We start from the raw sequence: 24,364 nt of genomic DNA, 5'->3' as shown, positions 1-24,364 counted from the left end.
TCGTGACGAATCCAGCAAGTACGAAACAAGAAATTAATTTTCGGCTGAAATCAGCCTCTGAATATGGACAAGCCAGCTTCGCAGGCATCGTATCGTTGGGGCTGGCGCTAGTGTTCCTTCTTAATAGCTACTCGGCAGCGGAAGGCGCGTTCAAGCCGGCTGTGCTGATCTTCAGCATCGCTTACTTCGTCTTTGCCGGCTTGCAGCTTGCAGTATGGGCGCTCATCCGCAGCAACCTGATCCGCAGGGGTGAAATCACCGCCGCAACGAGAAGCCTGGGGTATGTGCTCCTGTTGAGCTTGTTAACCGCCAATATTTTCATAGCTGCTGTGGCTTTCCAACTCATTAAGCGGAAGAAAACCGCAGCCTATACGTTAGCTGTCTATGCGCTGATGACCACCTTGCTCGTATTCGCAGTATCGGCGCTCAACCTGTTTAAGCCTTACGTTTCGGACACTTTCCTGATTGGCATGGTTCTGCTGCTGTTATCAGCAGCGGTACAGCTTATCGCCGTGCTGCTTGTCGCTAAATTCGCGAATGGAACGCTGCTGCCTTCATGGATGTGGCTGATCGCCGTGCTGCTCATTATTACCTCGGCTTCCGGCAATCTGTTCGCCCTGTTCCTAGGCCTGCTGCTGATCGCGAAACTTCGGGACAAAGGCTACACGGCCGGCTCCAAGCTTAACGACATCGTCGACCGGTTGTCCAGAAGCTCGACCTCGATGCTGGGCTTGCTCTTCATTCTGTTCCTGCTTACCGTATCGGTCACAAGCTACTTGACCTTCGATTACGGAATGGCCATCGACAACAATTACAGCGCGATCTTCCAGCCGCCAAGTCTCGAATATCCGCTCGGCACGGACAACTTCGGCCGTGACTTGTTCTCCAGAATCGTATTCGGAGCACGCATTTCCCTTGTCGTTGGTTTATTGTCAACCTTGATTCCGGTACTGATCGGCGGCGCGCTTGGCGCGATATCCGGTTATTACGGCCGTCAAGCGGACAACATTATTATGCGTGCGCTCGATATTTTGTACTCGATTCCTGGTATCCTGCTGGCAATCGCTATCATCGCCGCATTCGGAGCCAGCACGACCAACCTGATTGTTGCGCTCAGCGTTGGAGCCATTCCAACATATGCCCGTACGATGAGGGCGAACGTCATGCTGGTATCCACACTCGAATATGTGCAAGCAGCGCGTGCCTTTGGTTCCGGTGATATGAAGATTCTGTTCAAGCATATCGTGCCGAATTCCTTGGCGCCGATGATCGTCAAATCCACCCTTACAATCGGAACGGCCGTCATCTCAACGAGCAGCTTAAGCTTCCTCGGACTGGGCGTTGAGCCGCATATTCCGGAATGGGGCAATATATTAAAGCTGGGCAGCGCATATTTGGAGACTCATTCCTATACCGCTATCTATCCGGGTCTAGCCATTATCGGCCTGGTGCTGTCGTTCAACTTCCTTGGCGACGGCTTGCGCGATGCGCTTGATCCGAAGCTGGACTAGCTTTTAGCCAAAAGCAACATCTACCTTTAGTAACCTCATTCATATTCTATCTACATCTACGTTTCGAAACCATGAATGGACGATGAATGAATGTGAGTTAAATATAAATAAACATCTTTTCAGGAGGGGAATATCATGAAAAACAAAGGTAAATTCGCAGCCATTCTGCTCAGCTTGACCATTATGATCAGCGGCTGCTCGCTTACGACCAAGAAAGACGTTTCGGAGTCCCCGAAACCAACTGAAGGCACTGCCGTCGTTGACAGCAATCCCGTAGACATCGAGGTGCTCGGCATGAGCACCAACGAGGCCGATCTCAATATTATCCGCGATCAGCTGAACAAAAACGGTTTTAACGTTAAACTTAACGTGCAAGCCGACTACAGCAGCTTCAAAGCTCAGCAAGATGCAGGCAACTTTGATGTCTCGCTTTCGAGCTGGACAACTGTAACAGGCAACCCGGACTACGCCGTTCGCTCGCTCTTCAAAACTGGCGGCGATTACAGCATTCTGTCCGACTCGGAAATCGATGCGCTTATCGACCAGGCAGCTTCCCAGACGCCTGAGCAATTTGCAGCTACGTACAAAGATTTCGAGCAAAAGCTCGTTTTCGATAAAGCCTATATCGCTCCGCTTTACAGCTCGCTCAAAGCGCAAGCTTTCAACAAAGACGTGCTGAACCCGGCTTCCGTACGCCTGTCTAAATCCCGTTCGCTCCCATGGGAAGAGCTGGACTTCAACGACATATCCAAACGCAGCAAAGACGCACTGGTGCTTCAATCCACCATGCCTACACTGACGTCGCTTGACCCGATCAAAGGTAATGACGGTTCCATCAACATCATCAATACGAACCAATATGTTCGTCTCGTTAACCTGACAGATGACGATCAAATCACTTCTGTCGGTTCCCTGTCGCGCAACCACGCAATTGCTGATGGCAACTCCGACTACTACTTCATCCTGAGAGACGACATCAACTTTGCCCAAATCAAGGACAAGCTGGCTGTCGATACAGGCGAGCGCGTAGGCGCAGACGACGTTATCTTCTCGCTGAACCGTGCGAAGGACAAAAACTCCGTACCTGACCACCGTACCTTTACTTTGCACGAGCATATTAAATCTGCTGAAGTTGTAACGGATCTTGCTGCACTTGATGCAATCAAAGTATCCGGCGGAGATTCCACAGTTAAAGCTGCTCTTGAAAAAGGCCTGGATTCGAAAATTTCCGAGCTTGTCTCCGACAAGACGCAAGCAAACAACGCATCGGGCAAATACCAAGTTGTGAAGCTGACGACAACGACACCGTTCCCGCAAGTGCTCAACTACCTGGCACACCAATCGGCTGGTATCGTATCCAAGAAGCAAGTTGAAAAAATCAACACTTATGACGTTGCGAAATTCGATCCAAACAAAGATATCCCTTACGGCGACCAAAACACAGTAACAGAAGGCAGCGCGTACAACAACACGCTGTATACAAGCGGTCCTTACATCCTGTCGTACAAAAACGATTACGATGCAATCTTCTACAAAAACCCGGCCTACATGAAAGGCACGGAGCATGAGCCTAAAATCAACAACATCAAAATCCGCTTCATCAAAGATGCAGACAGCTCGTTGTCCGCGCTTCGCAGCGGCGAGATTCACCTGTACTACGGCGTTTCCGAGACGAAGTTCGATATCGTGAAGGGCGACGCTAAGCTTTCGCTCCAGACGCTTCCGAGCAACGCGGTTTCGTACCTGCTGTTCAATACGAAAAACCGTCCAGTTGCAGAAAGCGCAGATCTGCGCAAAGCTGTGCTGTACTCCCTGAACCAAGAAGACTTCATCACTTACTATGGCGGCAACAAATTCAAAGCGACATCAACGCTTACCCCTATGGTAAATACAGGTCTTGAACTGAAAGCTGATGCAGCAAAAGTGAAAGAATTCCTGAACGCTTACAAAGCAAGCAAATAAGCAGTTAGGAATAGATAAGAGACGCCCCCTGGTCGAGCGATTGGCCGGGAGCGTCTCTTTCATATAGGCGAGCCTAATTTAAATTAGAAATAAGGAGTGATCATTATGTCTCATACGAATGACAATAAAGCAAAACTGTCGCAATGGGATGCCTTGCAGCTGGAGTCGCTCAAATCGCTGGGTTGGACGAAGGAGCAGTTGATCCAACGTGTGAACAGCGGAGATCTGCCGCAAGACGACAGCAAGTTCAAGTTCGACTATGCCGGTCTGAAGACTTTGGCGTCCGAGGAACCAGCAGTGTTGAAAGATGCCGTGGAGAATGGCTATCAGATCAAATACAATACGATCCGCGGGATTCATAGCTGGATCTTGGCAGCACTTCAGCAAGATGCGGAGCTTATCCTCGAGCCGGACTCGGAGATCGTTGTCGCATCGCTGACGGAAGCTGAAGCAGCTCAGCTCGAGTCCGTGCTCTCGTTCGGCTGGGGATTGACTGTTGAGGATGGCGCTGTGGCCGATGCTAACGGGCGATCTGCGTATCGCGTTGCGCCTGCGCAGCGGTATAATGAGCTTTTTAGGAAGTGAAGCTGAAGTTACAGTCCTCTATTGAGGAAGGAAATGCACCCTGTAGAATGGTCATTGGGTTAACCGATGGGATTCTAAGGGGTGTAGCCCCTTAAATGTACATACTCGACCTCACGGCCAACTCTTCGGGGCTATCCGTTTCCAATAAGACCTTCAAAAGGCCTTATCACGACTATATGGCACGTTTCCCTCTTACTTAAGACCCTGGAAATACCTTAACTAAAGCTGACGGCCATGTAAATCGAGGATTTAGGCCATTCTCTTGTTAGTTAGAGCCCTGCTGAGCCTTTAAGGTAGCGTGCAAGTACTCCCCTTCTATACTTAACGCCTTTTGGGACCTCTAAGCGGACGGATGATATTTGAACAGAGAGCTATGCTAGCTCGCGACAGTTGAGTTGCACCCCAAAAGCCCCCATGTTAAAATAATACTTGCTGCGCGCCCGTAGCTCAGCAGGATAGAGCGACAGTTTCCTAAACTGCAGGTCGTACGTTCGAATCGTATCGGGCGCGCCATAAAAATGACTAAGAACCCTTGATATATCGAGGGTTTTATTTTATCTACCGCTTCTCTAACTATTGTTTTACAATGTTGGGAACGGAAGTGGAAACTGAAATGAGTTTTCTTGTACGGGCTGCTGCCTGTGAATAATATGTACAAAGAAACGTTTTCTTTCGTAAATGGTTGGGTGGTACCTCCATTTTACCAATAATGGGTTTCTTTTTGTTTGACAAAATAAAGGGGCGTCCCTTAATCATTTATGACTTTTAGGACACCCCCTTATTAATTTCGTTACAACGATAGTTCCTTAATTATTTGCTCTTGTCATTTGGGATTTGAGGTAATATCGTTAGAAAAAATCCGGCTACTAAAAACTGAATACAAAAATACTCAAAAACTATCGACTCATATCTTAAAAGCAAGAAACCAGCAATTAGAATTAATGCTAATCCAATAACGACTTTCTGAATGGGCGCTCTATTTCTAATGAAAAAATACAATAAGGAAAAAATTAGAACGCTCATTATTACAGTGAGAATTAAAAATGTGAATGGTGAAAACACAATTTTCCCCCCGTCTAATCAGAGTTGTTCTATTTAACTAAATAAAAGTTGAGTGGAGAATTAAAACAAAGTATCACCGCTGAAAGCAGGGAAAGATTTAGTCTGAACTGATGTTTGAACAGATACACCAGACATTTGACTACCTACACCAAAGGTAACATTACTAATTACCGAATTATCATATGTGTGAGTAAAATAACTTGTTGCGTTTCCATCATATGCTGAAAATTTAGCATTATATCTTGCTAGCCCAGCAAAATGTTTACCGATATAAGTAACAGTGGAGTTAATAGGACGGGCAACTTTAATTCTAAGGCTATCCTGAAGTCTGAATCCAAAACCTAAAGCACCATTACCATCTGATCGCACTGTAGTACTGATCTCATTCCCATCTCCATCAGACATGAAAGCATAAACCGAGTTAAGAGCTACACCAGTATAACTACCGCTTACATTTGTAAATCCCACGCCAAAAGCTTGTTCCCCTCCTACAGAACATGTTTGCCCAACTGTTATAGGACCTTGACACCACACTGTAGGCATATGTTGCTGCCAATTATCATTCTTCCAATAACCACCACCAGTAATAATCCATTGGCTTGAATTACTGTCAAACATAATAATAGGGTTGGTCATTTGCATATCAGTGGTTCCGACAGCAAATGGAGATATTGTTGTTTTACTTTCCGGCAAATCTAGTAAGTATACGCCATATTCCTGCATATTTTCAGCAATAACATCTTTGCTTGCGCCAGCGCTTACCATTCTTGTTAAAAGATGATTAATTTCCTGTTCATCACCTGAAGCACCAGTCAGTTTTTTTAATAAAGTAGCCTTTTTTACCAAATCTTGCTTCGCTTGAACTATATCAAAATCTCCTTGCTTTGCTTGAACTATATTTGAATCCCCTGATGCATTAACTTCTTCATAAGAATTTGCACTTAATACATTAGACAGCATAATAAACAAACACAATGCAATAAATAATGACTTAATTCCGCTCTTTTTCATCCCTATCACCTTTCAAATTAAGTATTTTATTTCAAAAAAAATATTTTGAAACTCCTCCTTTCCATTTATCTATTTCCAATTATAACACAACTATCTTATTTTAATAGTAAGTATTAAAAAAATGTAAAAATTAAAAAATCCTTTAATGGATTTAGTTAGAAAAATAGGTATATAAGTTCTTGTGATCAATATTTCCATATCCTTAAAGGGATAAGAAACTCGAAATTCTACCAGTGGCGATATGTTAACAGAATCCAATATTAAACTACAGGTCGTACTTTCCAATCGTATCGGGCGAGCCATACTAAAAAAATGAAGAATCGTACTGTTATGGTTTTTTTGTATTATTGGGCAATCTCTCTCTGTGGCACTGCCGTTCGGTAGAGGTCATACGTCAGCATCCTATCTGCCATTCTTTAAGACTTCTAAACCTGACTATTGTGTGGTTCTTTTGTTTTTGTGGGTATGTTTTCAGGAGCTGCCTGTCTTTCTACTGTCCTCGGTTGCCCTACAGGACAGCAGAAAGACAGCAAAGAGAAAAAAAATATAAACCAGTAAAACTGAGATATGGAACACAATTTTATAGACTTATAATCAGGAATTTTATTACAATGAAAGACGCACATGATCTGATCAGTCTCATCCGAGGAGTGAATTTCAAATGGGTAAAGCTATTAATGCGGAAATGGTTACCGTTTCATACGATTATGCAAAGAAGATTTATAAAGGACAGATCGATCAAGACAAGGCTCTCAATTACATCACCACTTCGAGCGATATGGATCGTGGGTCGGCTCTTACTTATGTGTATGTCTTCAAACATATGATGGAAGGGTCAGAATACCGCAGGACTATGAATACCGCAGCCACCCGTTACTATTTGTCAATGATTTTCCTCGATTTTGGAGAAAATCAGCTCATAAATGCCATCAGTGCCGTCAGACAGCATGTCGAATATTATCGAGCACAACGGAATGGAAATCTCCGGGCAATTGAGTCGCTAGTTAGAGAATTTGAATCGAGTCTCAGTTAACGTATATCCTAACGAGTCATCGTTACCTTATGCCACCATGGCGTGCCAACGTCCACTGTTTTCGGTGGCAAGCAAAACTACTAATATTAAAGAACCATCTTCAAGTCAGGACAGGTAAGATACCGCAATGACAACAATCGTTAACAAACGGTATTAAACTAGATTATTTTCCAATTTAATATAATTTCTATGCGATTAACCCCGCAGTGGGACGAAAAGAGGGAGTTCTTTCTGATGAACCCAATAACAAAAATTACCCAAAAAGTGTTTACTTATTTGATCTGAGAAAAAGCACTTATATTTGCTTTAACAGAGTAGTGAATCTATTTTTGTATCTCTAGCTTCCTAAAAGTTACGTAATAATCAGGAGGGTAACAATTGGAGAAATTAACACAGAAAGATTGGCTAGACTATATTAACCGATTACAAGAAAGAGAACGACAGAAAATAGCTTCGGGTGGGATCAACAATTGGGTATTATGTGTTGCGATAGGGACATTAGGTTATTTAATATTCCCGGAAATCCCATTAATGTTTCGGAATTTGGACAGACTCATTTTATATATTGCTATCTTTTTAAACTTTAGTAATAGTATCTTCCACGCTTTTAATCAAGAGTTTCGAATTCATAAAATTATTAATTATAGAAGAGTAGATGTGCCACCTCTTGAACTTCAATACAGAAAAATAATGAAATTTTTTGAACTCAATGTAGGAATAACATCAATTGTACTAACAAGTCTTGCAATCATCTTAAATTTAGACCTCAGAATAGATATACTTATGATCTTAGGTTGCAATGTACTTTTCATGTTAACGTTTGGGTTACTGGGTGTATTTGGAAAAATTTCCGCGATGAAGTATCAGAGAATTGAATCAACATTTAAAGGTAATGATTTTAGTCTTTATCTTCGTTACATAAAGTCTATCGGCACATATACTAATTTATATCCTCTTGTTATGATAGTTATTTTATATCATTTCAGTAATATTGACTTAAAAATAGCACTCTTTGGTTTAATATTTGTTCTTATCATTTTATTGCTTCAATTTCTTATCGTTATATTTACAAAGCGTCTTAAGATCGGTTGGCTAGAGGATTTCGAAAGAGAAATTATAACATCAAGTTTAAGTGATAATGAAATAAGGAAGAAGCTTAAAGAATCATATTTTAAGTTAAGCCATATAGATGATTTTTTTTGAAGCAGTAATTTCATCTATTAAATAATACTTCTCATTGATGCCTCTATCTATTACCAGCAAATTATCCCATATTCCACTTGATGATATACTCTACCCATGGACTTTAAATCATCCACATCAAGGAGTGAACCACCATGCATTTCCGAAAAGCACAAGAATCCGACCTGCCCGCTATTGTCCGCATGCTTGCGGACGACGAGCTCGGCTCGCAGCGCGAGCGCTTTGAAAACCCCCTTCCCGCACTTTACCACAATGCCTTTGCCGCCATAGAGGCGCAGACCGGCAATCAGATCATTCTAGCCATCGAAGACGAAGCAATTATAGGCTGCCTTCAACTGGTTATCATACCCGGCCTCGCCCGGCAAGGCATGCTGCGTGCTCAAATCGAAGGAGTGCGGGTCGACGGCAGCTATCGCGGAAAAGGGGTGGGCGAAGCTTTGTTCAAAGAAGCAATCGCCATTGCCAAGTCTACCGGATGCGGGCTTGTACAGCTGACAACGGACAAGCAACGCGGGGACGCCCATCGCTTCTACGACAGGCTTGGATTTACCGCCAGCCATGAGGGTATGAAGCTCATTCTTGAATAGAGGGCAAGCCTCATCTCAACAATTAGGTTGACAATCCCCCGTTAATATTTAAAGATAATATTAAACGTTTAAATTTTTCGAGGGGGCAATCATGAAGGCTACCATTAAAGATGTCGCTAGAGAAGCCAAAGTATCCATCGCTACTGTCTCCAATGTCATTAACGGCAAGGATATTGTAAAGAAAGAGACGCGGGAAAAGGTCACGCGAGTCATTGAAAAGCTGAATTACGTCCCGGATCAAGCGGCCAGAACGATGATCCGGAAGAAGACCAACACAATCGGTATGGTCGTCCCTTCCCTTTCCAATGAATTCTGGGGCTCTCTTGCCGGCAATATACAAAGACAGCTGCTGAACTTCGGCTACACCCTGCTTATTTTAACGACCGAATCCGACCCGAAGGTGGAGCAAATATCGTTGAACACGCTCAAAGAGCGCAATGTCGATGGCGTAATTATCGCCTCCCTTGGCCTTGGAAGCAAAGCAGACAAACGCTATGTCGAAGCGCTGCTGGAGTGGGGGATTCCCCTCGTTTCCTTCCACCCTTACGAGAAGAAGCTGACGACCGTATGGGGAGACTACATGGCTAGCTCCATGGAGGTAGTGGATCATCTGATCTCGCTTGGCCATACGAAGATTGCCTATATCGGGTCTTATTTGAGCGGCATTGAACGGGAGCTGGGCTACCGTAATTCGCTGATGCTGAATCGGATTCCTGTTGACGAACGGCTTATGATCAGCGGCCAGGAGGAGAAATTTGAGTTCTTCAGCCAATACGGCTACGACTGTGCCAAGAAGCTATGCAAGGATAACGTGGAATTCACTGCGATTTTTTGCTCTAACGATCTGATTGCAATCGGCGCAATTAAAGCCTTTGAGGACTTGGGCATGCATGTCCCAGCCGATAAAGCTGTGGTTGGATTCGATGACATTAATATGGCCAGCCTGTACCGTCCTGCTCTAACGACCGTCAGACAGCCGATTACCGAGATGGCGAGCTCTGCCGTTACCATTCTGATTGAGCAAATTGAGAAGCCGGATACCGATCATTTTGCAAAAACAGTCACGTTCCCTATGAAGCTGATTATTCGAGAAAGCAGCGGCGCCCAAATCTAATATTGACAGATGGGTGCCGATAGGCTATTCTTCAAAATATAAACGTTTCAATTTTATTTATAGTTGTAAGCGTTTTAACATGTTGTTCTAATTATAATTAAACGTTTTATATTATTTTGAGGTGGTGATGACAGATCCGTCTAACGGCTACGAAATCGGCAAGAGGCTACTACGAACATAAACAGGGGTGAATGTAAATGTCTAAAAGAATGTCGAAGAAATGGTTGACGGTTTTGTTCATTATCGTAATTGCTTTTTCTGTAACCGCTTGCAGCAAAGGCGGTAACGGTGAACCGCAGATAAACGGCTCCAAGCCGGGAAGCGGCACTGCAGAGAAGCCTGTAGAAATTAATTTTTGGGATATGGTCTGGGGTCCTCCATCCTATGTGGAGGAAGCGCAAAAGCTGGTTGAACAATTCAACAGCGAGCATCCGACAATTAAAGTGACCTACCAGTCCACGCCATGGAATAACTGGTACCAGACCTTTACGACCGCCATTGCAGCAGGCGCTCCGCCGGATATTAGTACAGGCGCAGGCTACCAGGCGTTTCAGTTCACGGACAATGATGCCATCCTTCCAATTGATGATGTCATTGAAGAGCTGAGAAGCGAAGGCAAGCTGGATGATTTCGTCCCAGGCAGCGTAGAGGCGCTCAAGTATAACGGACATTATGTCGCTTTCCCGTGGATGATCGACATCCGGGTTCCTTTTTACCGCAAGGATGTTTTCCAAGAGGCTGGCATTACCGAGCTTCCGAAGACATGGGACGAGCTTAGAGCTGACTTGAAGAAGATCAACGGCAACGGCAAATACGGCCTTGTACTGCCGGGCAATGACCCGAACTTGGGCCTTCAAGCACTATTCTCCCTCATGCTGAACAACGGCGGCGGCCTCTTCACACCAGACAAGAAAGTCGATTTGCTGAACGAACGCAACGTTGAGGCTGCTCAATTTTTGGCTGATATCGTTAGTGACGGCTCTGTCAATCCGGCTATGCTGGGCTTCAACGGCGACAGCGGCGTTAAAGAATTCGGCGCCGGACGCGGCGGTGTGTTCATTCACACGCCAAGCTTGCCGGACAGCTTCCCGGAACTGGCGGATAAAATCGGCGTGTTAGAGCCGCTCGCTGGACCTCATGGCGATAAAGGTACGCTCGGCTGGGTTAACAACATCATGATCTATAAAGCAACCAAACACCCGGATGAAGCAAAAACCTTCCTCAAATGGTGGTCCGAGAACAACAAAACGCTCTGGACGGAAGGCAAACAAGGCGGATTCCCTGTTAAGCAATCCTTCACTCAAGATCCTTACTGGCAGAACAATCCGATCCTGAAGCTGATTGCCGACGAGTATCTTGGCATTATGAAAACAACGGGCTTCCAAGCTCCGGGAGGATTCCCTGAGCTGAACGAAATCGAAGGCGACGGAACGACGCTGACGATGATTCAGAAGCTGATGTCCGGCAGACCAGTCAAGGAATCGATGGAAGAAACCGCAAAGAAATACGAGACGATCATGGGCAACAAAAAATGATGAACTTGGACGCGGGGAGTGCCGAAAGGCGCTTCCTCCGCATCCGGGAAAGTGAGTGACATCCATGAAAGAACAAGGCGTGAAGTGGCTGCAGCTTCGCATGCTGGGCCCGGCAATTCTATTTATATCCCTTGTCAGTCTGTATCCGTTCATCTCTGGCATTATCTATAGTCTGAAAGACGGGTCTCTGCTGGATTCCGGTTCCTTCGTCGGCTTGGAGAACTTCGCCGAGATATTCCGAATGAGCGAATTCTGGAAAGCCTTCACTTTCAGCATCGGATTTACGATCTGCTCTGTTCTCGGCAGCTATGTGGTCGGACTGTTCCTCGCCGTGCTGCTCAATATGAACATTCCGGGCAGAGGCATTTTCCGGGTAGCCTTGCTCGTGCCTTGGGTCGTATCCTCCGTCGTCTCGATGGTTGGCTGGCGCTCGATGATTGGAGATCAAACTGCACTAGTCAATACTGTCATTCAAGCGTTTGGCTTCGAACCGATTCTATTCCTAAGCTCGGAAAAATGGGCCGTATTCTCCGTTATCATGGTCAAAATCTGGAGAAGCTTCCCGTTCATGATGGTCTCCCTGCTGGCAACCCTACAGACGATTAACAACGATATGTACGAAGCAGCGAGCATTGACGGAGCCGGCAAATGGCGGACTTTTGTCAGCATTACGCTGCCGCAGCTCAAGACCGCAACCTTCGTAAGCTGGATTCTGATGAGCATTTGGAGCTTCAATGACTTTGACGTTCTGTGGCTGCTGACATCTGGCGGACCGCTTGATGCTACCCAAAACCTGATTATTATGAGCTATAAATATGCCTTTATCAAAAGCTCGACCGGCATCGGCTCGGCACTCGGCATCCTAAGCTTGATCGTTCTGCTGGCTCTTGCACTCATTCTAATGAGAGTCCAGAAGAAGGAGGATTAGACGATGAACAAAAAACCGCTAATTGCTCTGGTGTTCCTCTTTTTGCTGGTCATATCGATTGTCGTGAACCTGCCTGTCATCACAATGGTGCTGAATTCCTTCAAATCGAATACGGAAATTATGACCTCGACACAGGTGCTGCCGCAGCATTGGACCATGGAAAATTATCTGTTTGTCAACGACAAATCTGCCTTCTGGCAGCAGTTTATCAATAGCATTATTGTTACTTCTCTAACGGTAGTGGCAACCATTCTGATCGGTGCTTTGGCCGGGTATGCGATCTCACGCTTCCGTACAAAGCTGACAGGCTCCTTCTCAGTCGTACTGCTGCTGCTTCAAATGTTTCCATTTGTGCTGGTCATGCTGCCGCTGTTTCTGGCGTTCCGTTCGCTGCATCTGATCGATACGTTAACAGGAGTCATCCTGATCCAAACCTCGATTAGTCTGCCGGTGTCCGTTCTGATGTTCAGAGGATTCTTCGACTCCATCCCGGGCGAAATTGAGGAAGCGGCCTGGATGGACGGCTGCAACCGCTGGAGTACCTTCACTCGAATTGTGCTCCCGATCTCAGGTCCGGGCATTGCAGCGGTATCGATCTTTACGATTCTATTGTCCTGGAACGACTATATCATTCCGAATATCTTCATTAAGAAAGAAAGCCTGATGACCTTGCCGCTTGGACTGCAAATGTTCATGCAGCAGAACGCCACGCAGTGGGGCGGACTGACGGCTGCAGCGACACTGTCGGCATTGCCTATACTGATCTTCCTGCTATTCGTACAAAAATATATCGCTTATGGCGCAGCCTCCGGCTCTGTCAAAGGCTAATACTTGAAAACACATAAGGAGAGAAACTCGATGAACACGAACATTATTAATGTCGGCATTATAGGACTCGGAGAAGTCGCACAAGTCATTCACCTGCCCGTACTGGACTCTTTGCCTGGCCAATATAAAATCGTAGCCCTCTGTGATATTTCACCTCAACTGGTTGCAGCCATGGGAGAGAAGTATCGGGTAACGAATCTGTATACGGAAGCCTCTGAGCTTGTTAAGCAAGCGGATATCGATGCTGTATTTGTATTGAACAGCGATGAATATCATGCTGAATGCGTGATTGCGGCAGCCAACGAGGGCAAGCATGTGCTTGTCGAAAAGCCAATGACGCTGACGCAATCCGAAGCGGACGCTATTATTGAAGCCCGTGACCGGAACAACGTCAAAGTAATGGTCGGCTACATGAGACGCTATGCGGCAGCATTCGAAGAGGCGGTAAAGGAAATTGGCGGCTTTGACAACATCCACTATATTCGCGTACGCGACATTATTGGGCCAAACAGCTTTTTCGTTCAACAATCCAGTAACGTCTTGACCTTCCATGATATTCCGGATGAATTGAAGGAGGACAAGCGAGTCCGTGCAGAACGGCTCGTCAAAGAAGCAACGGGACTGGACGCCTCTTCCCCGTACAGCTCGCTATATCGCCTGCTGTGCGGCTTATCCAGCCATGACCTCTCCGCTATGAGGGAATTGATTGGTATGCCGAAACGGGTTATCGGCTCCAAGATGTCCGAGATTCCAACCGCTTCGGGGGGCAACTTCTTGAGCTCCATTCTCGACTATGGCCATTTCGGCGTCACTTTCGAGACTGGCGTTGATGCACAGGGCCGGTTTGACGCCCATATTGAGCTGTATTCCAGCACCAAATCGGTGCGGATTCAATACAACTCGCCTTATATCCGCCATCTGCCGACCGAGTTGCATATCGTCGAGACCGCAGGTGAAACATTCAAGCAATCCGTCGTTCGTCCAACACTTACCGACCCCTATACGCGAGAGCTTCGGTACTTCTATGACGCGATTACGAAGGGTACGGAAATAAAGACAACTCCTGAGGATTATAAAAATGACCTGGCCATCTTCAAAATGATCATCGACTCGCTGATTGAACAAGAAGCTGCAGCGGCTGTATAGTTTTTTACCAAGGCAGCCTTTCTTCCCATTCTGACATAAGGAGCGTATAACGCTATGGTACAATCGGAAATTCCTGCCGTTATGAAGGCGGCTGTCATGGTGAAACCGGGAGAAATCGTCATTCAGGAGCTTCCCGTTCCAGAGCCTGGCCCCGATGAGGTGCTTGTTAAGGTAATGGCTGTCGGGATCTGCGGGTCCGACATTCACTACTACGAGCATGGCAAGATCGGTCCGTATGTCGTCGAGAAGCCGATTATACTCGGACATGAATGCGCGGGTATCGTTGCTGCAACCGGCGAAAAGGTCTCCCGCTTCCGGAATGGCGACCGGGTGGCGGTGGAACCCGGCATCGTATGCGGCCGCTGTGCATACTGCAAGCAAGGAAGATATAACCTGTGTCTGGAGGTACAATTCCTGGCTACTCCGCCCGTTGACGGTGCTTTTGTTCAGTACATCATCATGCGTGAGGACAACTTATTCCTCATTCCAGACCACCTGAGCTTTGAGGAAGCGTCGTTGAACGAGCCCTTCTCCGTTGGCCTTCATGCGGCTGCACGCACGCAGCTCAAGCCAGGTTCGACGGTTGCCATTATGGGCATGGGCCCCGTCGGCCTGATGGCGGTTGTAGCGGCTAAAGCCTACGGCGTAAGTCAAATTTTCGTTACGGATCTAGAGCCAATCCGTCTGGAGGCTGCGATCCGGCTTGGCGCAACCCATGCAATCAACGTACGCGAGCATAACGCAGTAGAGGAAATCCGCAGGCTGACTGGCGGGAGTGGCGTGGACGTCGCTTGGGAAACCGCGGGCAGTCCCCACGCCTTGCAGGCGGCCCTCAGTTCGCTCCGACGCGGCGGAAAGCTGGCTATTGTCGGGCTGCCACCCCAGGCAGAAATTCCGCTCAACATTCCTTCTATTGCTGACAATGAATTTGATCTGTACGGCGTATTCCGTTACGCCAATACGTATCCAAGCGGCATAGCCGCCCTTGCTTCCGGTATTTCCGATGTCGGGTCGCTTATTACCGACCGCTATCCGCTTGCTCAAACGCAGGAAGCGATGGAGAGAGCCCGGACGAACAAAGCCGGCAGCCTTAAAGTCATGGTATATCCGAATAGCTAACTGGTGTTATAAAAAAGGGAAGACGGGCTGGCTATTGCCGGATACTCCGTCTTCCCTTTTTGTATCATCAAAATCCACGCTTTCTGCTGCAGCTCTAGATCCCCGCTACGATTCTTTTAGCCCGAACAGAGACTTGTTTCAACAGCTCCTCTTCATCGATCGTCGTTAGCTTCCGATTCCGCATCAGCACCTTCCCGTTGACGATTGTCGTATCCACGTCGGCACCATTCACGCTGTAGGCTAGCAAGGATTCGACGTTATGAATCGGCTGCAGGTGCGGTTTGTGCATATCAATCAGAATCAGATCCGCCTTCTTTCCGACTTCGAGGGTCCCGACTTGATGAGCAATATTCAGCAGCTTCGCTCCTTCACTTGTCGCCATGCGGAGTGCCTGGCCTGCGGGAAGTACGGTCGGATCGCCATAATCCAGCTTTTGCAGCCATGTCGCGGCTTTGATTTCCTCGAACATATCAATCGTCGTGGCGCTCCCCGATCCGTCAGTACCCAGCCCAACTGTAATTCCTTGCTTTATCATTTCAGTAACAGGAGCAATGCCGCAGCCCAGCTTCAAATTGCTGACGGGGTTATGCGACACGCCCCCGCGCATCCCCTTCAAATAGCCGATATCCCGGCGATTTACATGCACACTATGAGCCAACAGAACATGCGCTTGATTAAAGAGCCCGAGATTGTACAAATACTCCGCAGGCGTCTGATTGTATTGCTCTCTAATCTTGACGATCTCCTCTTTCGTTTCGGCCAAATGAATATGCACAGGAAGCTTCATCTCTTCGGCCATTCGAATGACTCTGGATAGCGGCTCAGGCGGGCAGGTATAAGGAGCATGCGGGCCCAACATCGTCGTGATTCTTCCGTCCGCTTTTCCATGCCAGCGCTCCACAAGCTCAAGCGCCTCTGCTAATCTTTTGCCCCCATCATCCTCTAGAAACACGAGCCCTCGGGTTAAAGAAGCGCGCATTCCGACTTCCTCTACGGCCGCAGCAATTTCATTCATATGGATGTACATATCGGCAAAAGCAGTCGTTCCCGACTTAATCATCTCCGCCATCGATAGCTTTGATCCCCAGTAGATGTCCTCGGGCGTCATTCTGGCCTCTGCAGGCAGCATTTTACGTTCGAGCCAATCCATTAGTTTAAGGTCATCTGAGAAGCCTTTCAATAAGCTCATTGGCGTATGCTGATGCGCATTAATAAGCCCCGGCATAGCAACAAAACTGCCCCCGCCTTCAATAACCTCATCGGCTTCCTCCACAATCTCCGGACCCAGCTTCGTGATCGTATCGCCTTCTATTAGAATATCGCCCCGTACAGGAGATTCATTGCCCTCTGCCATGGTCAGGATCAAGACATCTTTAATTCGTGTTCTCATCATATACCTCCTAAGATATTGGATAATCGGAGGATAAACGATGACGCTGCGGCAAAGTCAATGAGAATGTATTGATGCACTTGCGACAATTAGGTTAAAATAAGGAGATTCTGCCTCTATATCTATTTTTTTCATATATTAAATCGAGTATTTTCTACATTCAGGAGGAACCGCAGCATGAACGACTCTCAACAAGTTTCATTCGATATCCGCCTCACCCGGAAAGATATTCAACATCTCAATCTGCAGCATCAGAAGAAATTATTAGTCATTAGTGTCTTTGTCTATTGGTTACTGTTTGCGGTAATGTTCATGGCAAATAACAGGCCCTTGGATGGGCTTGCAGTGACGATTGCTGTACTAGGCGGGGCAGCTGTAGGCGCACTTGTCAGCGGTCTGATGTATCTGTTCGTCACTTTCCGCTCCAATCGGATGTATCAGTCGGATGCGCTTCTTCAACATAATCATTCCTACACGTTCTCCGATACGGGTATATCCACAGCGTCCGATTCCGGATCCTATCATATTAATTGGAAGGATATTTTTAAAATTACGGAATCTAAATTTCTAATTTGTATCTATGTAGGAAGCAATCGCGCACTCCTATTGCCGAAAGCCACGATTACGAACCAGTTACCGCAAGGTGTAGCCGCTTTGAAGCTTATCCTTAACGCAAATATAGCCACGGACAAATTAAAGCTTCGTAAGGCATCTTAGAAACGATCATTAGACTACCATCCTGTCAGTCGGAAGCTTTCAAATACCGCAAGGAGGGATTATGTGATGCCGCAGACCGCCACCACGACCACATCAGAGAACCCGCTCCACTTCAAAACCTTAAAGAAAGAATCCCGCTACAGGGACCAATATGCGAAAAGTCTTGCTCAGTGGGATGTTCCATATTCCACCTGCTATGTCCCGACTAGCTTTGGCGACACGCATGTGGTCACCTGCGGCCCCGAGGATGGAGAACCGCTGGTGCTGCTGCACGCGATGGGATTTAGTTCAACAGTCTGGCACCCTAACATCGCAACGCTGGCGGAACAACATCGCGTCTATGCCCTTGATTTCATCGGCGATCTGAATAACAGCCGGCCGAGCAATCTGCCTGCCAGTCTGGAGCAATGCGCGCAATGGCTGGAGGAGACGCTGGCAGCGCTGCATGTGGATAGCTTCACGCTCGGGGGCATATCCTACGGGGCCTTCCAGGCCATTAATTACGCAGGCCATGCGCCGCAGCGGGTGAAGAAGCTGTTTCTCTTAAGTCCAGCTGCCTCTTTCGTACCGCTGCATAAGGCTTTTATTAACCGCATCATTCTAATGGCAGCGCTGCCGGTCAAATGGAATGTAAACCTGTTCCTCAGATGGCTGTCCCGTCATCGGCTGAATAAGCTGCTGGCGGAGCAATTCTATGCCGCTTTCAAGTATGGAACGCTATCCTTGCGAGTTGCACCCAGCGTATATAGCGATGAAGAGCTTCACCGGCTGACGATGCCTGTTCTGCTTCTGTTTGGTGATCAGGAAGTGATCAGTGATGCTTCTTCAGCGTTCGAACGAGCCAAAGGACTAGGACTCGACCTGCAGGTCGAAATGGTCTCAGGAGCTGGACATATGATGAACTTGGAGAAACCGGAAGAGGTTAATTCGAAGCTAAATCGGTTCTTGAGAGGAGATTAAACCTAAATGACCCTTGATAAAGCTAGAAGCACTATCATTACGATCTGCGGCTCGGCATCCGCTGTCGGCAAGAGCACACTCGTCACCCGGTTAGGCCAGCTCATACCGGATTCAGTGACTTTTTTCTTTGATGCTTATCAAGAAACGACGGTGTACCCTCCTAATCTGTATCAGGATCTAGCAGATGGCAAAGAAGTCGACGTTAAGCTCATTGAAAGTCCTGTCTTCTTCCGGGATTTAAAAGCTTTAGCCTACGGGGCCGAGGTTACCGACGCCTGGAACCGCAGGCTGCAGCCGGCCAAGTACATTATTCTGGAGGAGCCGTTCGGGAGAAATCGGATAGGCATGGCCGATCTGATTGATTTTGTCGGCTGCATCGAGCTTCCCTTAGACACTGCCTTAGCCCGCAGGCTGCTGCGGAATTTGCGCCATGATTTCACCCATCTTCCAATAGATGAACGAGTTCAATACGTAGAAGACTTTCTGGAGGAATATCTTCGCGGCGGACGCATCTCCTATCTGAAAATGTTTGAAGCCGTTGCACCCGACTGCGATATTTTGCTGGACGGACTTCAATCGACGGACGAGATGGCCCAGCAGGTCATCGACAAGCTCATCGCTCTAAATCTGCTCGAACCTGCCGCGTCTCCACAAGCCCGGCTCTAGCTGAACATATCAAAGCAGAGAAAGGCTGTCCAAGCGCACATCATGCGCTTTGGACAGCCTTTCTTCTTCTCCGTACTAATCGAGTATAACGTCGCTCGTCAGGGACGTTTTTTCCTGCGGTCCGGAAGGTCCGCCTGCCAGCAGCGGCTGGCCGAACAGCGAGCCCTGCGACGGATTGCCGAAGCGGTAGATCGCGCCGCTATTCGGATTCGTATAATCCTTATTCAGCCAAGTCGGCCACGGATTGCCGAGGCCAACTCCCGTTGACTGCAGCGGGAAATATTCAAATGCCTGCACACGGTTCCACGTATCCCAAGCCGTTCCTTGGTTCGTCACGTCCGTCAACTGGGCAACGACAATATTCTGATACACATGATTCCCTGCGTCCTTCCACATGCCGTGCGAGCCGAATGCGGAATAAGCAACCGGATGCGTTCCGTTAATTTTGTCGACTTCATTCCAATTGTAAGTCGTTCCGAAGGAGTGGGCACCGTAGTACACTTGAACGGGCTTCAGGTACTTCGTGCCTCCGTGCTCGAATTTCGCCAACCGGACAGTGACGCGCTCGAAGTCACCGACATGGTTGCCGAATTCCTGACCAACAACCGTTTTACCAAGATCATAAGCGCTAAATTGGAAGTAGACCAGATCGACGTTACCGTATTCCTTCTCTACCCAGAACGAATAGATTGGGGCATTGGCCAGATCGCCTTGGAAGTAAGGCAGCTTCTTGTCGTACGGATTCAGCTCGGTTTTCGTCTTCAGCTCATATTTGCCGGAGCTAGGGTTCAAGTACCGGTCAACGTAGGGGAAGGTGTACTCCACTGAGGACGGGAAGTATACTTCACCTTGTGCGAACCAGATTCGCGGAGCAAAGGTTTGCAGAAGCTCGCGCTTCGAGTTCTCCGAATAAGCATTGCCAGGCACGGCTACAGCCGTAGCGTCAAGCGGCGAGATCGCCTCGACCTTCAAGCTGGAGGTCGCATCATTGAAGCCATCGAGATAAATCGCGTCGGATGTATAGACTTTCGAGTCTCCGGAGAAATTCGAATTTTTATACAGCGTTACTTTATAGCCCGGAGCAACCCGCATAGCGGAGATCTGATCGTTGCCGACAACATTGAGCGCCTCTACGTTGTAGCTGCCAACATCAAACTCCTGCTCCAACCCGCCGTAAGGCGCATTTGCATATACCGTAACCGGCTTATGCGGTCCGCCGATGACTTCTACTTTCAAGCTGGATACTTCATCATTGAAATCGTCGAGCCATTCGGTGTCGGCAGTGATGACCTTGGAGCCGCCAGAGAAGTTGTAGTCCTTATACAGCGTTACCCGGTATCCTGGTGCAACCCGGACAGAGGAAATCTGATCATTGCCGACGACAGCTTTCAGCTCGTTGACATTATAAAAGCCTGCAGTCAGTTCTTGAGACACGCCTGAGAAATTGCCGTCGCGATAAATCGTGACCGGTCCTGCTGCGCTAACCTTCGCCGTACTGCCAGCTGCCGCTAATGAGGTAACAAAGAGGACCGCCGCCATCATGCCAGCCCATTTTTTCGTCATACCTGATTTCAACTTCATTATTTCATCCACTCCCTCTCCTGTTATAACCGATAATGAATGCAAGCTGCTGTTTCTAAGCGTTTTACCGTTCACCCGGTGTCAGAAGTAATAAGGCTCGTGGTGTATTCGCACTCCGGGAGCTGTATAGCTCTTATTCTTGGTCTAACCCTTGTCGATTCCTTTGAGCATCAACTCCTCTCCATAATGACAAGCCGCCATCCGGCCTGGTGAAACCTCGCGAAGCTCCGGCACCTTCGTCTCACATAGGGAAGTGCGGAACCGGCAGCGCGGATGGAAGTGGCAGCCGGTTGGCGGGTCAGCCGGGTTCGGCACTTCGCCCTCCAGCAGGATGCGCTCTCGTTTGCCGTCAGGGTCCGGCACAGGTGCCGCTGACAGCAGCGACTCCGTGTACGGATGAAGCGGCCGCGCAAACAATTCCTTCTTGGGCGACAATTCGACGATCCGTCCCAAGTACATGACTGCAACCCGGTCCGATACATGCTCGACAACGGACAGGTCATGGGAGATGAAGATGTAGGTCATCTTCAGCTGCTCCTGCAAGTCCTTCAGCAAATTAATAATTTGCGCCTGAATAGATACGTCCAGCGCCGATACCGCTTCGTCGCATACAACAAGCTGCGGTTCGGTTACGAGCGCACGGGCAATACCGATCCGCTGGCGCTGTCCGCCGGAGAAGGCATGCGGATAACGCCGCAAATATTGCGGGTTAAGTCCGGTCTTCTCCGCAATAGCGGTCACCCGCTCCTCCAGCTCTTGCTTGCTCAGCTTGAAATTCGCTTTCAACGGCTCGCTAATAATATCGAATACCGTCATTCTCGGGTTCAGCGAGGAGTACGGATCTTGGAAAATCAATTGAATATCCTTGCGCAGCCGTTTGAAATCACGCTTCTCCGCACGGAGAAAATCAACCGTTCCGCCATCGGCTGGCGTATACAGCACTTTGCCTGAGCTTGCTTCAAGCCCTCGTACAATGCATCGGCCGAGCGTCGTTTTGCCGCAGCCCGATTCGCCGACGATACTGAACACTTCTCCGCGCTGCACTTCAAACGACACGCCGCCAACGGCTTGCACAGGTGAATCTTTGCGCTCTCCCGGGTACAGCTTCGTCAGCTTCTCAACCTTCAGCAGCGGTTCAGCCATGCGTCCTCGCCTCCTTCGCATCCTTATTTCCGTTAACCGCCTTCGAGCCTTCTTCGTTGTAAAGGAAGCAACGTACACGATGATCGGGACCGATCTGCGTCTCTGGAACTTCCATTGCATTGCACACGCCTTCTATCCGATCCGTGCAGCGCTCGTAGAAACCGCACATCGGCGGCCGGTTGAGCGGCAGCGGCACAGTCCCTTCAATAGAGGCCAGACGTCCCGTCTCGCTCCCGATTCTAGGAATAGACTTCATAAGCCCTTTCGTATAAGGATGCTTCGGGTTGCTGAACAATTCTCTTACCGGAGCCGTCTCGACAATGCGTCCCAAGTACATGACCGCTACATCGTCAGCCGTCTCTGCAACAACGCCAAGGTCATGCGTGATGAATAACGTCGCCATGCCCAGCTCCCGCTGCAGCTTTCTCATCAAATCCAGCACCTGCGCTTGAATCGTTACGTCCAGCGCGGTGGTTGGCTCGTCCGCAATGAGCAGCGTCGGATTGCAGGACAACGCCATCGCAATCATAACCCGCTGCCGCATCCCGCCGGAAAACTCATGCGGATATTGATCCAGACGCTGCTCGGCATTGCCGATGCCTACGCGCTTCATCATATCCAGCGCAATCTGCCGTGCTTCCTTCCGATTGCGCGTCCGGTGCAGCAGGACGTTCTCCATAATCTGATCGCCCACCGTATGGAGAGGAGATAATGCTGTCATCGGCTCTTGAAAAATCATCGATACAGAGCCGCCGCGCACCGCCCTCATCTCTTTGCTGTCCGGCTTCAGCTTCACCAGATCAACACGTTCCTTGCCCTTCGAATCCGCAGTCTTCAGCAATATTTCGCCGGTTACCTCGGCATGCTTCGGTTGAAGCGCCAGCAGCGCTTTGCCGGTTACACTTTTGCCGCAGCCGGATTCGCCAACCAGCGCGAGCGTCCGGCCCGGTCCGATCTTCATATCAATTCCGTCTACCGCCTGCACTACGCCAGCTTGCGTCCGAAAACCGACACGCAGGCCGTTTACTTCAACGACCGGCGCAGCCGATGACGTTAGACCTCCAGCTGTTTTTTCTTCGACCTTAAGCTCGCCCACTTGCGCTTCCCCTTTCTTTTCGCCGATTTCGCCCCATTGCCATGACTATAAGGGTCCGCTGCGTCGCGAAGACCGTCCCCGAGGAAATTGAATGCCAGCACCGTTACAATAACGAATAGAAGCGGAATCAGCTTCCACGGATACAGCGCCACGTTCTCAATCTGCTGCGCTTCCTGCATGAGCACTCCCCAGCTTGTAGCCGGCGAACGAATGCCGAGGCCAAGGAAGCTCATCGCCGTCTCGCCGATAATCATGCCCGGAATGGCCAGTGTTGCCGCTACGACCAGATAACTAATAAAGCCCGGCACCAGATGGGAGAAAATAATGCGCAAATCGCTTACGCCGGCTATCTTCGCCGCTGTTACATAATCCTCAGAACGCAAGGAAATAAATTTGCTTCGTACGACACGGGCAAGCCCGGTCCATTCGATGAATGCCATAATAATCGTAATGTAGAAGAACATCTCCACGACCCCGACCCGCGGAGGGATCGCCGCCGCCAGTGCCATCCAGAGCGGCAATGTCGGGAAGGAGCGGACAATATCGATAAAGCGCTGAATAATCGCATCCACCCGGCCGCCGGCGTAGCCGGATATGCCGCCGATAAGAAGTCCCAGCAAGAAGCTGATTGATACACCGACAAGCGGCAGCGTTAGCGATACCTGGCTGCCAAGCACGACGCGGGAGAACATATCCCGGCCCATGCTATCCGTACCGAATAGAAAAATCCGGCCCGGCTCGTCTACGCCAAACAAATGAATATCCGTTTTAAAGAGGCCTAGAAAGGAATAGCTCGATCCATGAACGAACAGCTTCACGGGGAAGATCTGCTCCGGATCCTCGACGAACCGTTTCCGCAGCGTCTCCGGATCACGCTCTGACTTCAGCCCGTATACGAATGGCTGCAGATGGAATTTGCCGTTCGCATCAATCATGCGAACCTTGGTCGGCGCGCTGTTCATATACTCGCCGCTGTAGCTTTCAAGCCCTTGCGGTGCTATGAATCCGCCCAGCAGGGCAACGAGATAAAAAAATCCCAGTACAAATAGACTAATTCGAGCCAGCTTATGCCGTTTCAGCTCACGGTACATGAGCTTCCAGTGGGACGTTGCATAGTCCTGTCCTGTGCCCTTATTGGCACGCCGCTGGACGAAACGCTGCATAAGCGCCTTCGTTTGTGTAACCAT

Annotated in this window: 21 protein-coding genes and 1 tRNA gene; 16 read left to right on the top strand and 6 right to left on the bottom strand. The window is 48.5% G+C overall.

What is annotated here, in order from left to right:
- Window positions 1–2: 2 nt before the first annotated feature.
- From ACFVVF_RS26880 to ACFVVF_RS26865, 4 genes are all read left to right on the top strand, one after another.
- Window positions 3–1,511 (top strand): ABC transporter permease, encoded by a 1,509-nt coding sequence (locus tag ACFVVF_RS26880; protein WP_387816050.1) that lies wholly within the window; start codon window positions 3–5, stop codon window positions 1,509–1,511.
- Window positions 1,512–1,646: 135 nt separating this feature from the next.
- Complete coding sequence (locus tag ACFVVF_RS26875) at window positions 1,647–3,473, top strand: ABC transporter substrate-binding protein (protein ID WP_387816048.1); 1,827 nt, start codon at window positions 1,647–1,649, stop codon at window positions 3,471–3,473.
- Window positions 3,474–3,578: 105 nt separating this feature from the next.
- A complete protein-coding gene (locus ACFVVF_RS26870; RefSeq protein ID WP_387816046.1) occupies window positions 3,579–4,058 on the top strand; it encodes a hypothetical protein in 480 nt (159 codons plus the stop codon).
- Window positions 4,059–4,494: 436 nt separating this feature from the next.
- Window positions 4,495–4,571: transfer RNA gene (locus ACFVVF_RS26865), tRNA-Arg, on the top strand.
- A gap of 609 nt (window positions 4,572–5,180) precedes the next feature.
- On the opposite strand, the gene ACFVVF_RS26860 is transcribed toward ACFVVF_RS26865, so the two are convergent.
- On the bottom strand, window positions 5,181–6,131 hold the full coding sequence (locus ACFVVF_RS26860) for a hypothetical protein (RefSeq protein ID WP_387816044.1): 951 nt from the start codon (window positions 6,129–6,131) through the stop codon (window positions 5,181–5,183).
- A gap of 661 nt (window positions 6,132–6,792) precedes the next feature.
- Here ACFVVF_RS26860 and ACFVVF_RS26855 point away from each other — a divergent pair.
- From ACFVVF_RS26855 to ACFVVF_RS26815, 9 genes are all read left to right on the top strand, one after another.
- Window positions 6,793–7,164, top strand: a complete 372-nt coding sequence (locus ACFVVF_RS26855) for a hypothetical protein (RefSeq protein WP_387816042.1) — start codon at window positions 6,793–6,795, stop codon at window positions 7,162–7,164.
- A gap of 378 nt (window positions 7,165–7,542) precedes the next feature.
- Window positions 7,543–8,367, top strand: coding sequence for a hypothetical protein (locus ACFVVF_RS26850; RefSeq protein WP_387816040.1), 825 nt, complete (start codon window positions 7,543–7,545; stop codon window positions 8,365–8,367).
- A 134-nt stretch (window positions 8,368–8,501) separates the two neighbouring features.
- Complete coding sequence (locus tag ACFVVF_RS26845) at window positions 8,502–8,954, top strand: GNAT family N-acetyltransferase (RefSeq protein ID WP_387816038.1); 453 nt, start codon at window positions 8,502–8,504, stop codon at window positions 8,952–8,954.
- Window positions 8,955–9,045: 91 nt separating this feature from the next.
- Window positions 9,046–10,068 (top strand): LacI family DNA-binding transcriptional regulator, encoded by a 1,023-nt coding sequence (locus tag ACFVVF_RS26840; protein WP_387816036.1) that lies wholly within the window; start codon window positions 9,046–9,048, stop codon window positions 10,066–10,068.
- 197 nt (window positions 10,069–10,265) lie between these two features.
- Complete coding sequence (locus ACFVVF_RS26835) at window positions 10,266–11,603, top strand: ABC transporter substrate-binding protein (protein WP_387816034.1); 1,338 nt, start codon at window positions 10,266–10,268, stop codon at window positions 11,601–11,603.
- Window positions 11,604–11,667: 64 nt separating this feature from the next.
- On the top strand, window positions 11,668–12,531 hold the full coding sequence (locus ACFVVF_RS26830; RefSeq protein WP_387816032.1) for a carbohydrate ABC transporter permease: 864 nt from the start codon (window positions 11,668–11,670) through the stop codon (window positions 12,529–12,531).
- 3 nt (window positions 12,532–12,534) lie between these two features.
- Window positions 12,535–13,359, top strand: a complete 825-nt coding sequence (locus ACFVVF_RS26825; RefSeq protein WP_387816030.1) for a carbohydrate ABC transporter permease — start codon at window positions 12,535–12,537, stop codon at window positions 13,357–13,359.
- 30 nt (window positions 13,360–13,389) lie between these two features.
- Complete coding sequence (locus ACFVVF_RS26820; RefSeq protein WP_387816028.1) at window positions 13,390–14,505, top strand: Gfo/Idh/MocA family protein; 1,116 nt, start codon at window positions 13,390–13,392, stop codon at window positions 14,503–14,505.
- Window positions 14,506–14,559: 54 nt separating this feature from the next.
- Window positions 14,560–15,624, top strand: coding sequence for an NAD(P)-dependent alcohol dehydrogenase (locus ACFVVF_RS26815; RefSeq protein WP_387816026.1), 1,065 nt, complete (start codon window positions 14,560–14,562; stop codon window positions 15,622–15,624).
- A 94-nt stretch (window positions 15,625–15,718) separates the two neighbouring features.
- Here ACFVVF_RS26815 and ACFVVF_RS26810 read toward each other — a convergent pair whose 3' ends face one another.
- The gene (locus ACFVVF_RS26810) at window positions 15,719–17,014 is read right to left on the bottom strand and encodes an amidohydrolase (RefSeq protein WP_387816151.1); all 1,296 of its coding nucleotides are present in this window, start codon (window positions 17,012–17,014) and stop codon (window positions 15,719–15,721) included.
- Between the two features lie 177 nt (window positions 17,015–17,191).
- Here ACFVVF_RS26810 and ACFVVF_RS26805 point away from each other — a divergent pair, with 177 nt between their 5' ends.
- The 3 genes from ACFVVF_RS26805 to ACFVVF_RS26795 all read left to right on the top strand — a co-directional run bounded on the left by ACFVVF_RS26805 (window position 17,192) and on the right by ACFVVF_RS26795 (window position 19,357).
- Entirely contained in the window at window positions 17,192–17,731 is a 540-nt protein-coding gene (locus tag ACFVVF_RS26805; protein ID WP_387816024.1) for a YcxB family protein, read from the top strand.
- A gap of 66 nt (window positions 17,732–17,797) precedes the next feature.
- Entirely contained in the window at window positions 17,798–18,691 is an 894-nt protein-coding gene (locus ACFVVF_RS26800; RefSeq protein ID WP_387816022.1) for an alpha/beta fold hydrolase, read from the top strand.
- Between the two features lie 6 nt (window positions 18,692–18,697).
- Entirely contained in the window at window positions 18,698–19,357 is a 660-nt protein-coding gene (locus ACFVVF_RS26795) for a nucleoside/nucleotide kinase family protein (RefSeq protein WP_387816020.1), read from the top strand.
- A gap of 75 nt (window positions 19,358–19,432) precedes the next feature.
- On the opposite strand, the gene ACFVVF_RS26790 is transcribed toward ACFVVF_RS26795, so the two are convergent.
- The 4 genes from ACFVVF_RS26790 to ACFVVF_RS26775 all read right to left on the bottom strand — a co-directional run bounded on the left by ACFVVF_RS26790 (window position 19,433) and on the right by ACFVVF_RS26775 (window position 24,364).
- The gene (locus ACFVVF_RS26790) at window positions 19,433–20,938 is read right to left on the bottom strand and encodes a Vps62-related protein (RefSeq protein ID WP_387816018.1); all 1,506 of its coding nucleotides are present in this window, start codon (window positions 20,936–20,938) and stop codon (window positions 19,433–19,435) included.
- A gap of 144 nt (window positions 20,939–21,082) precedes the next feature.
- Window positions 21,083–22,081: an ABC transporter ATP-binding protein gene (locus tag ACFVVF_RS26785; protein WP_387816016.1), complete on the bottom strand. Its 999-nt coding sequence runs from the start codon at window positions 22,079–22,081 to the stop codon at window positions 21,083–21,085.
- Window positions 22,074–23,177 (bottom strand): ABC transporter ATP-binding protein, encoded by a 1,104-nt coding sequence (locus ACFVVF_RS26780; protein ID WP_387816014.1) that lies wholly within the window; start codon window positions 23,175–23,177, stop codon window positions 22,074–22,076. Before ACFVVF_RS26780 ends, ACFVVF_RS26785 begins: the two co-directional genes overlap by 8 nt.
- Window positions 23,135–24,364, bottom strand: coding sequence for an ABC transporter permease (locus tag ACFVVF_RS26775; protein WP_387816012.1), 1,230 nt, complete (start codon window positions 24,362–24,364; stop codon window positions 23,135–23,137). The genes ACFVVF_RS26780 and ACFVVF_RS26775 overlap by 43 nt, the downstream gene beginning before the upstream one ends.

The organism is Paenibacillus sp. NPDC058174, assembly GCF_042883865.1.
GTDB lineage: Bacteria > Bacillota > Bacilli > Paenibacillales > Paenibacillaceae > Pristimantibacillus.
Note: the sequence above shows the minus strand (reverse complement) of the source record. Positions and strands in the feature narration are given on the sequence as shown.

Excerpts from the sequence above, each read along its gene's own strand:
- ACFVVF_RS26785 (WP_387816016.1), bottom strand. The coding sequence starts at position 22,081 with ATGGCTGAACCGCTGCTGAAGGTTGAGAAGCTGACGAAGCTGTACCCG.
- ACFVVF_RS26820 (WP_387816028.1), top strand. The coding sequence starts at position 13,390 with ATGAACACGAACATTATTAATGTCGGCATTATAGGACTCGGAGAAGTC.
- ACFVVF_RS26830 (WP_387816032.1), top strand. The coding sequence starts at position 11,668 with ATGAAAGAACAAGGCGTGAAGTGGCTGCAGCTTCGCATGCTGGGCCCG.
- ACFVVF_RS26860 (WP_387816044.1), bottom strand. The coding sequence starts at position 6,131 with ATGAAAAAGAGCGGAATTAAGTCATTATTTATTGCATTGTGTTTGTTT.
- ACFVVF_RS26870 (WP_387816046.1), top strand. The coding sequence starts at position 3,579 with ATGTCTCATACGAATGACAATAAAGCAAAACTGTCGCAATGGGATGCC.
- ACFVVF_RS26775 (WP_387816012.1), bottom strand. The coding sequence starts at position 24,364 with ATGGTTACACAAACGAAGGCGCTTATGCAGCGTTTCGTCCAGCGGCGT.
- ACFVVF_RS26840 (WP_387816036.1), top strand. The coding sequence starts at position 9,046 with ATGAAGGCTACCATTAAAGATGTCGCTAGAGAAGCCAAAGTATCCATC.
- ACFVVF_RS26855 (WP_387816042.1), top strand. The coding sequence starts at position 6,793 with ATGGGTAAAGCTATTAATGCGGAAATGGTTACCGTTTCATACGATTAT.
- ACFVVF_RS26795 (WP_387816020.1), top strand. The coding sequence starts at position 18,698 with ATGACCCTTGATAAAGCTAGAAGCACTATCATTACGATCTGCGGCTCG.
- ACFVVF_RS26805 (WP_387816024.1), top strand. The coding sequence starts at position 17,192 with ATGAACGACTCTCAACAAGTTTCATTCGATATCCGCCTCACCCGGAAA.
- ACFVVF_RS26835 (WP_387816034.1), top strand. The coding sequence starts at position 10,266 with ATGTCTAAAAGAATGTCGAAGAAATGGTTGACGGTTTTGTTCATTATC.
- ACFVVF_RS26790 (WP_387816018.1), bottom strand. The coding sequence starts at position 20,938 with ATGAAGTTGAAATCAGGTATGACGAAAAAATGGGCTGGCATGATGGCG.
- ACFVVF_RS26845 (WP_387816038.1), top strand. The coding sequence starts at position 8,502 with ATGCATTTCCGAAAAGCACAAGAATCCGACCTGCCCGCTATTGTCCGC.
- ACFVVF_RS26875 (WP_387816048.1), top strand. The coding sequence starts at position 1,647 with ATGAAAAACAAAGGTAAATTCGCAGCCATTCTGCTCAGCTTGACCATT.
- ACFVVF_RS26825 (WP_387816030.1), top strand. The coding sequence starts at position 12,535 with ATGAACAAAAAACCGCTAATTGCTCTGGTGTTCCTCTTTTTGCTGGTC.
- ACFVVF_RS26800 (WP_387816022.1), top strand. The coding sequence starts at position 17,798 with ATGCCGCAGACCGCCACCACGACCACATCAGAGAACCCGCTCCACTTC.
- ACFVVF_RS26810 (WP_387816151.1), bottom strand. The coding sequence starts at position 17,014 with ATGAGAACACGAATTAAAGATGTCTTGATCCTGACCATGGCAGAGGGC.
- ACFVVF_RS26815 (WP_387816026.1), top strand. The coding sequence starts at position 14,560 with ATGGTACAATCGGAAATTCCTGCCGTTATGAAGGCGGCTGTCATGGTG.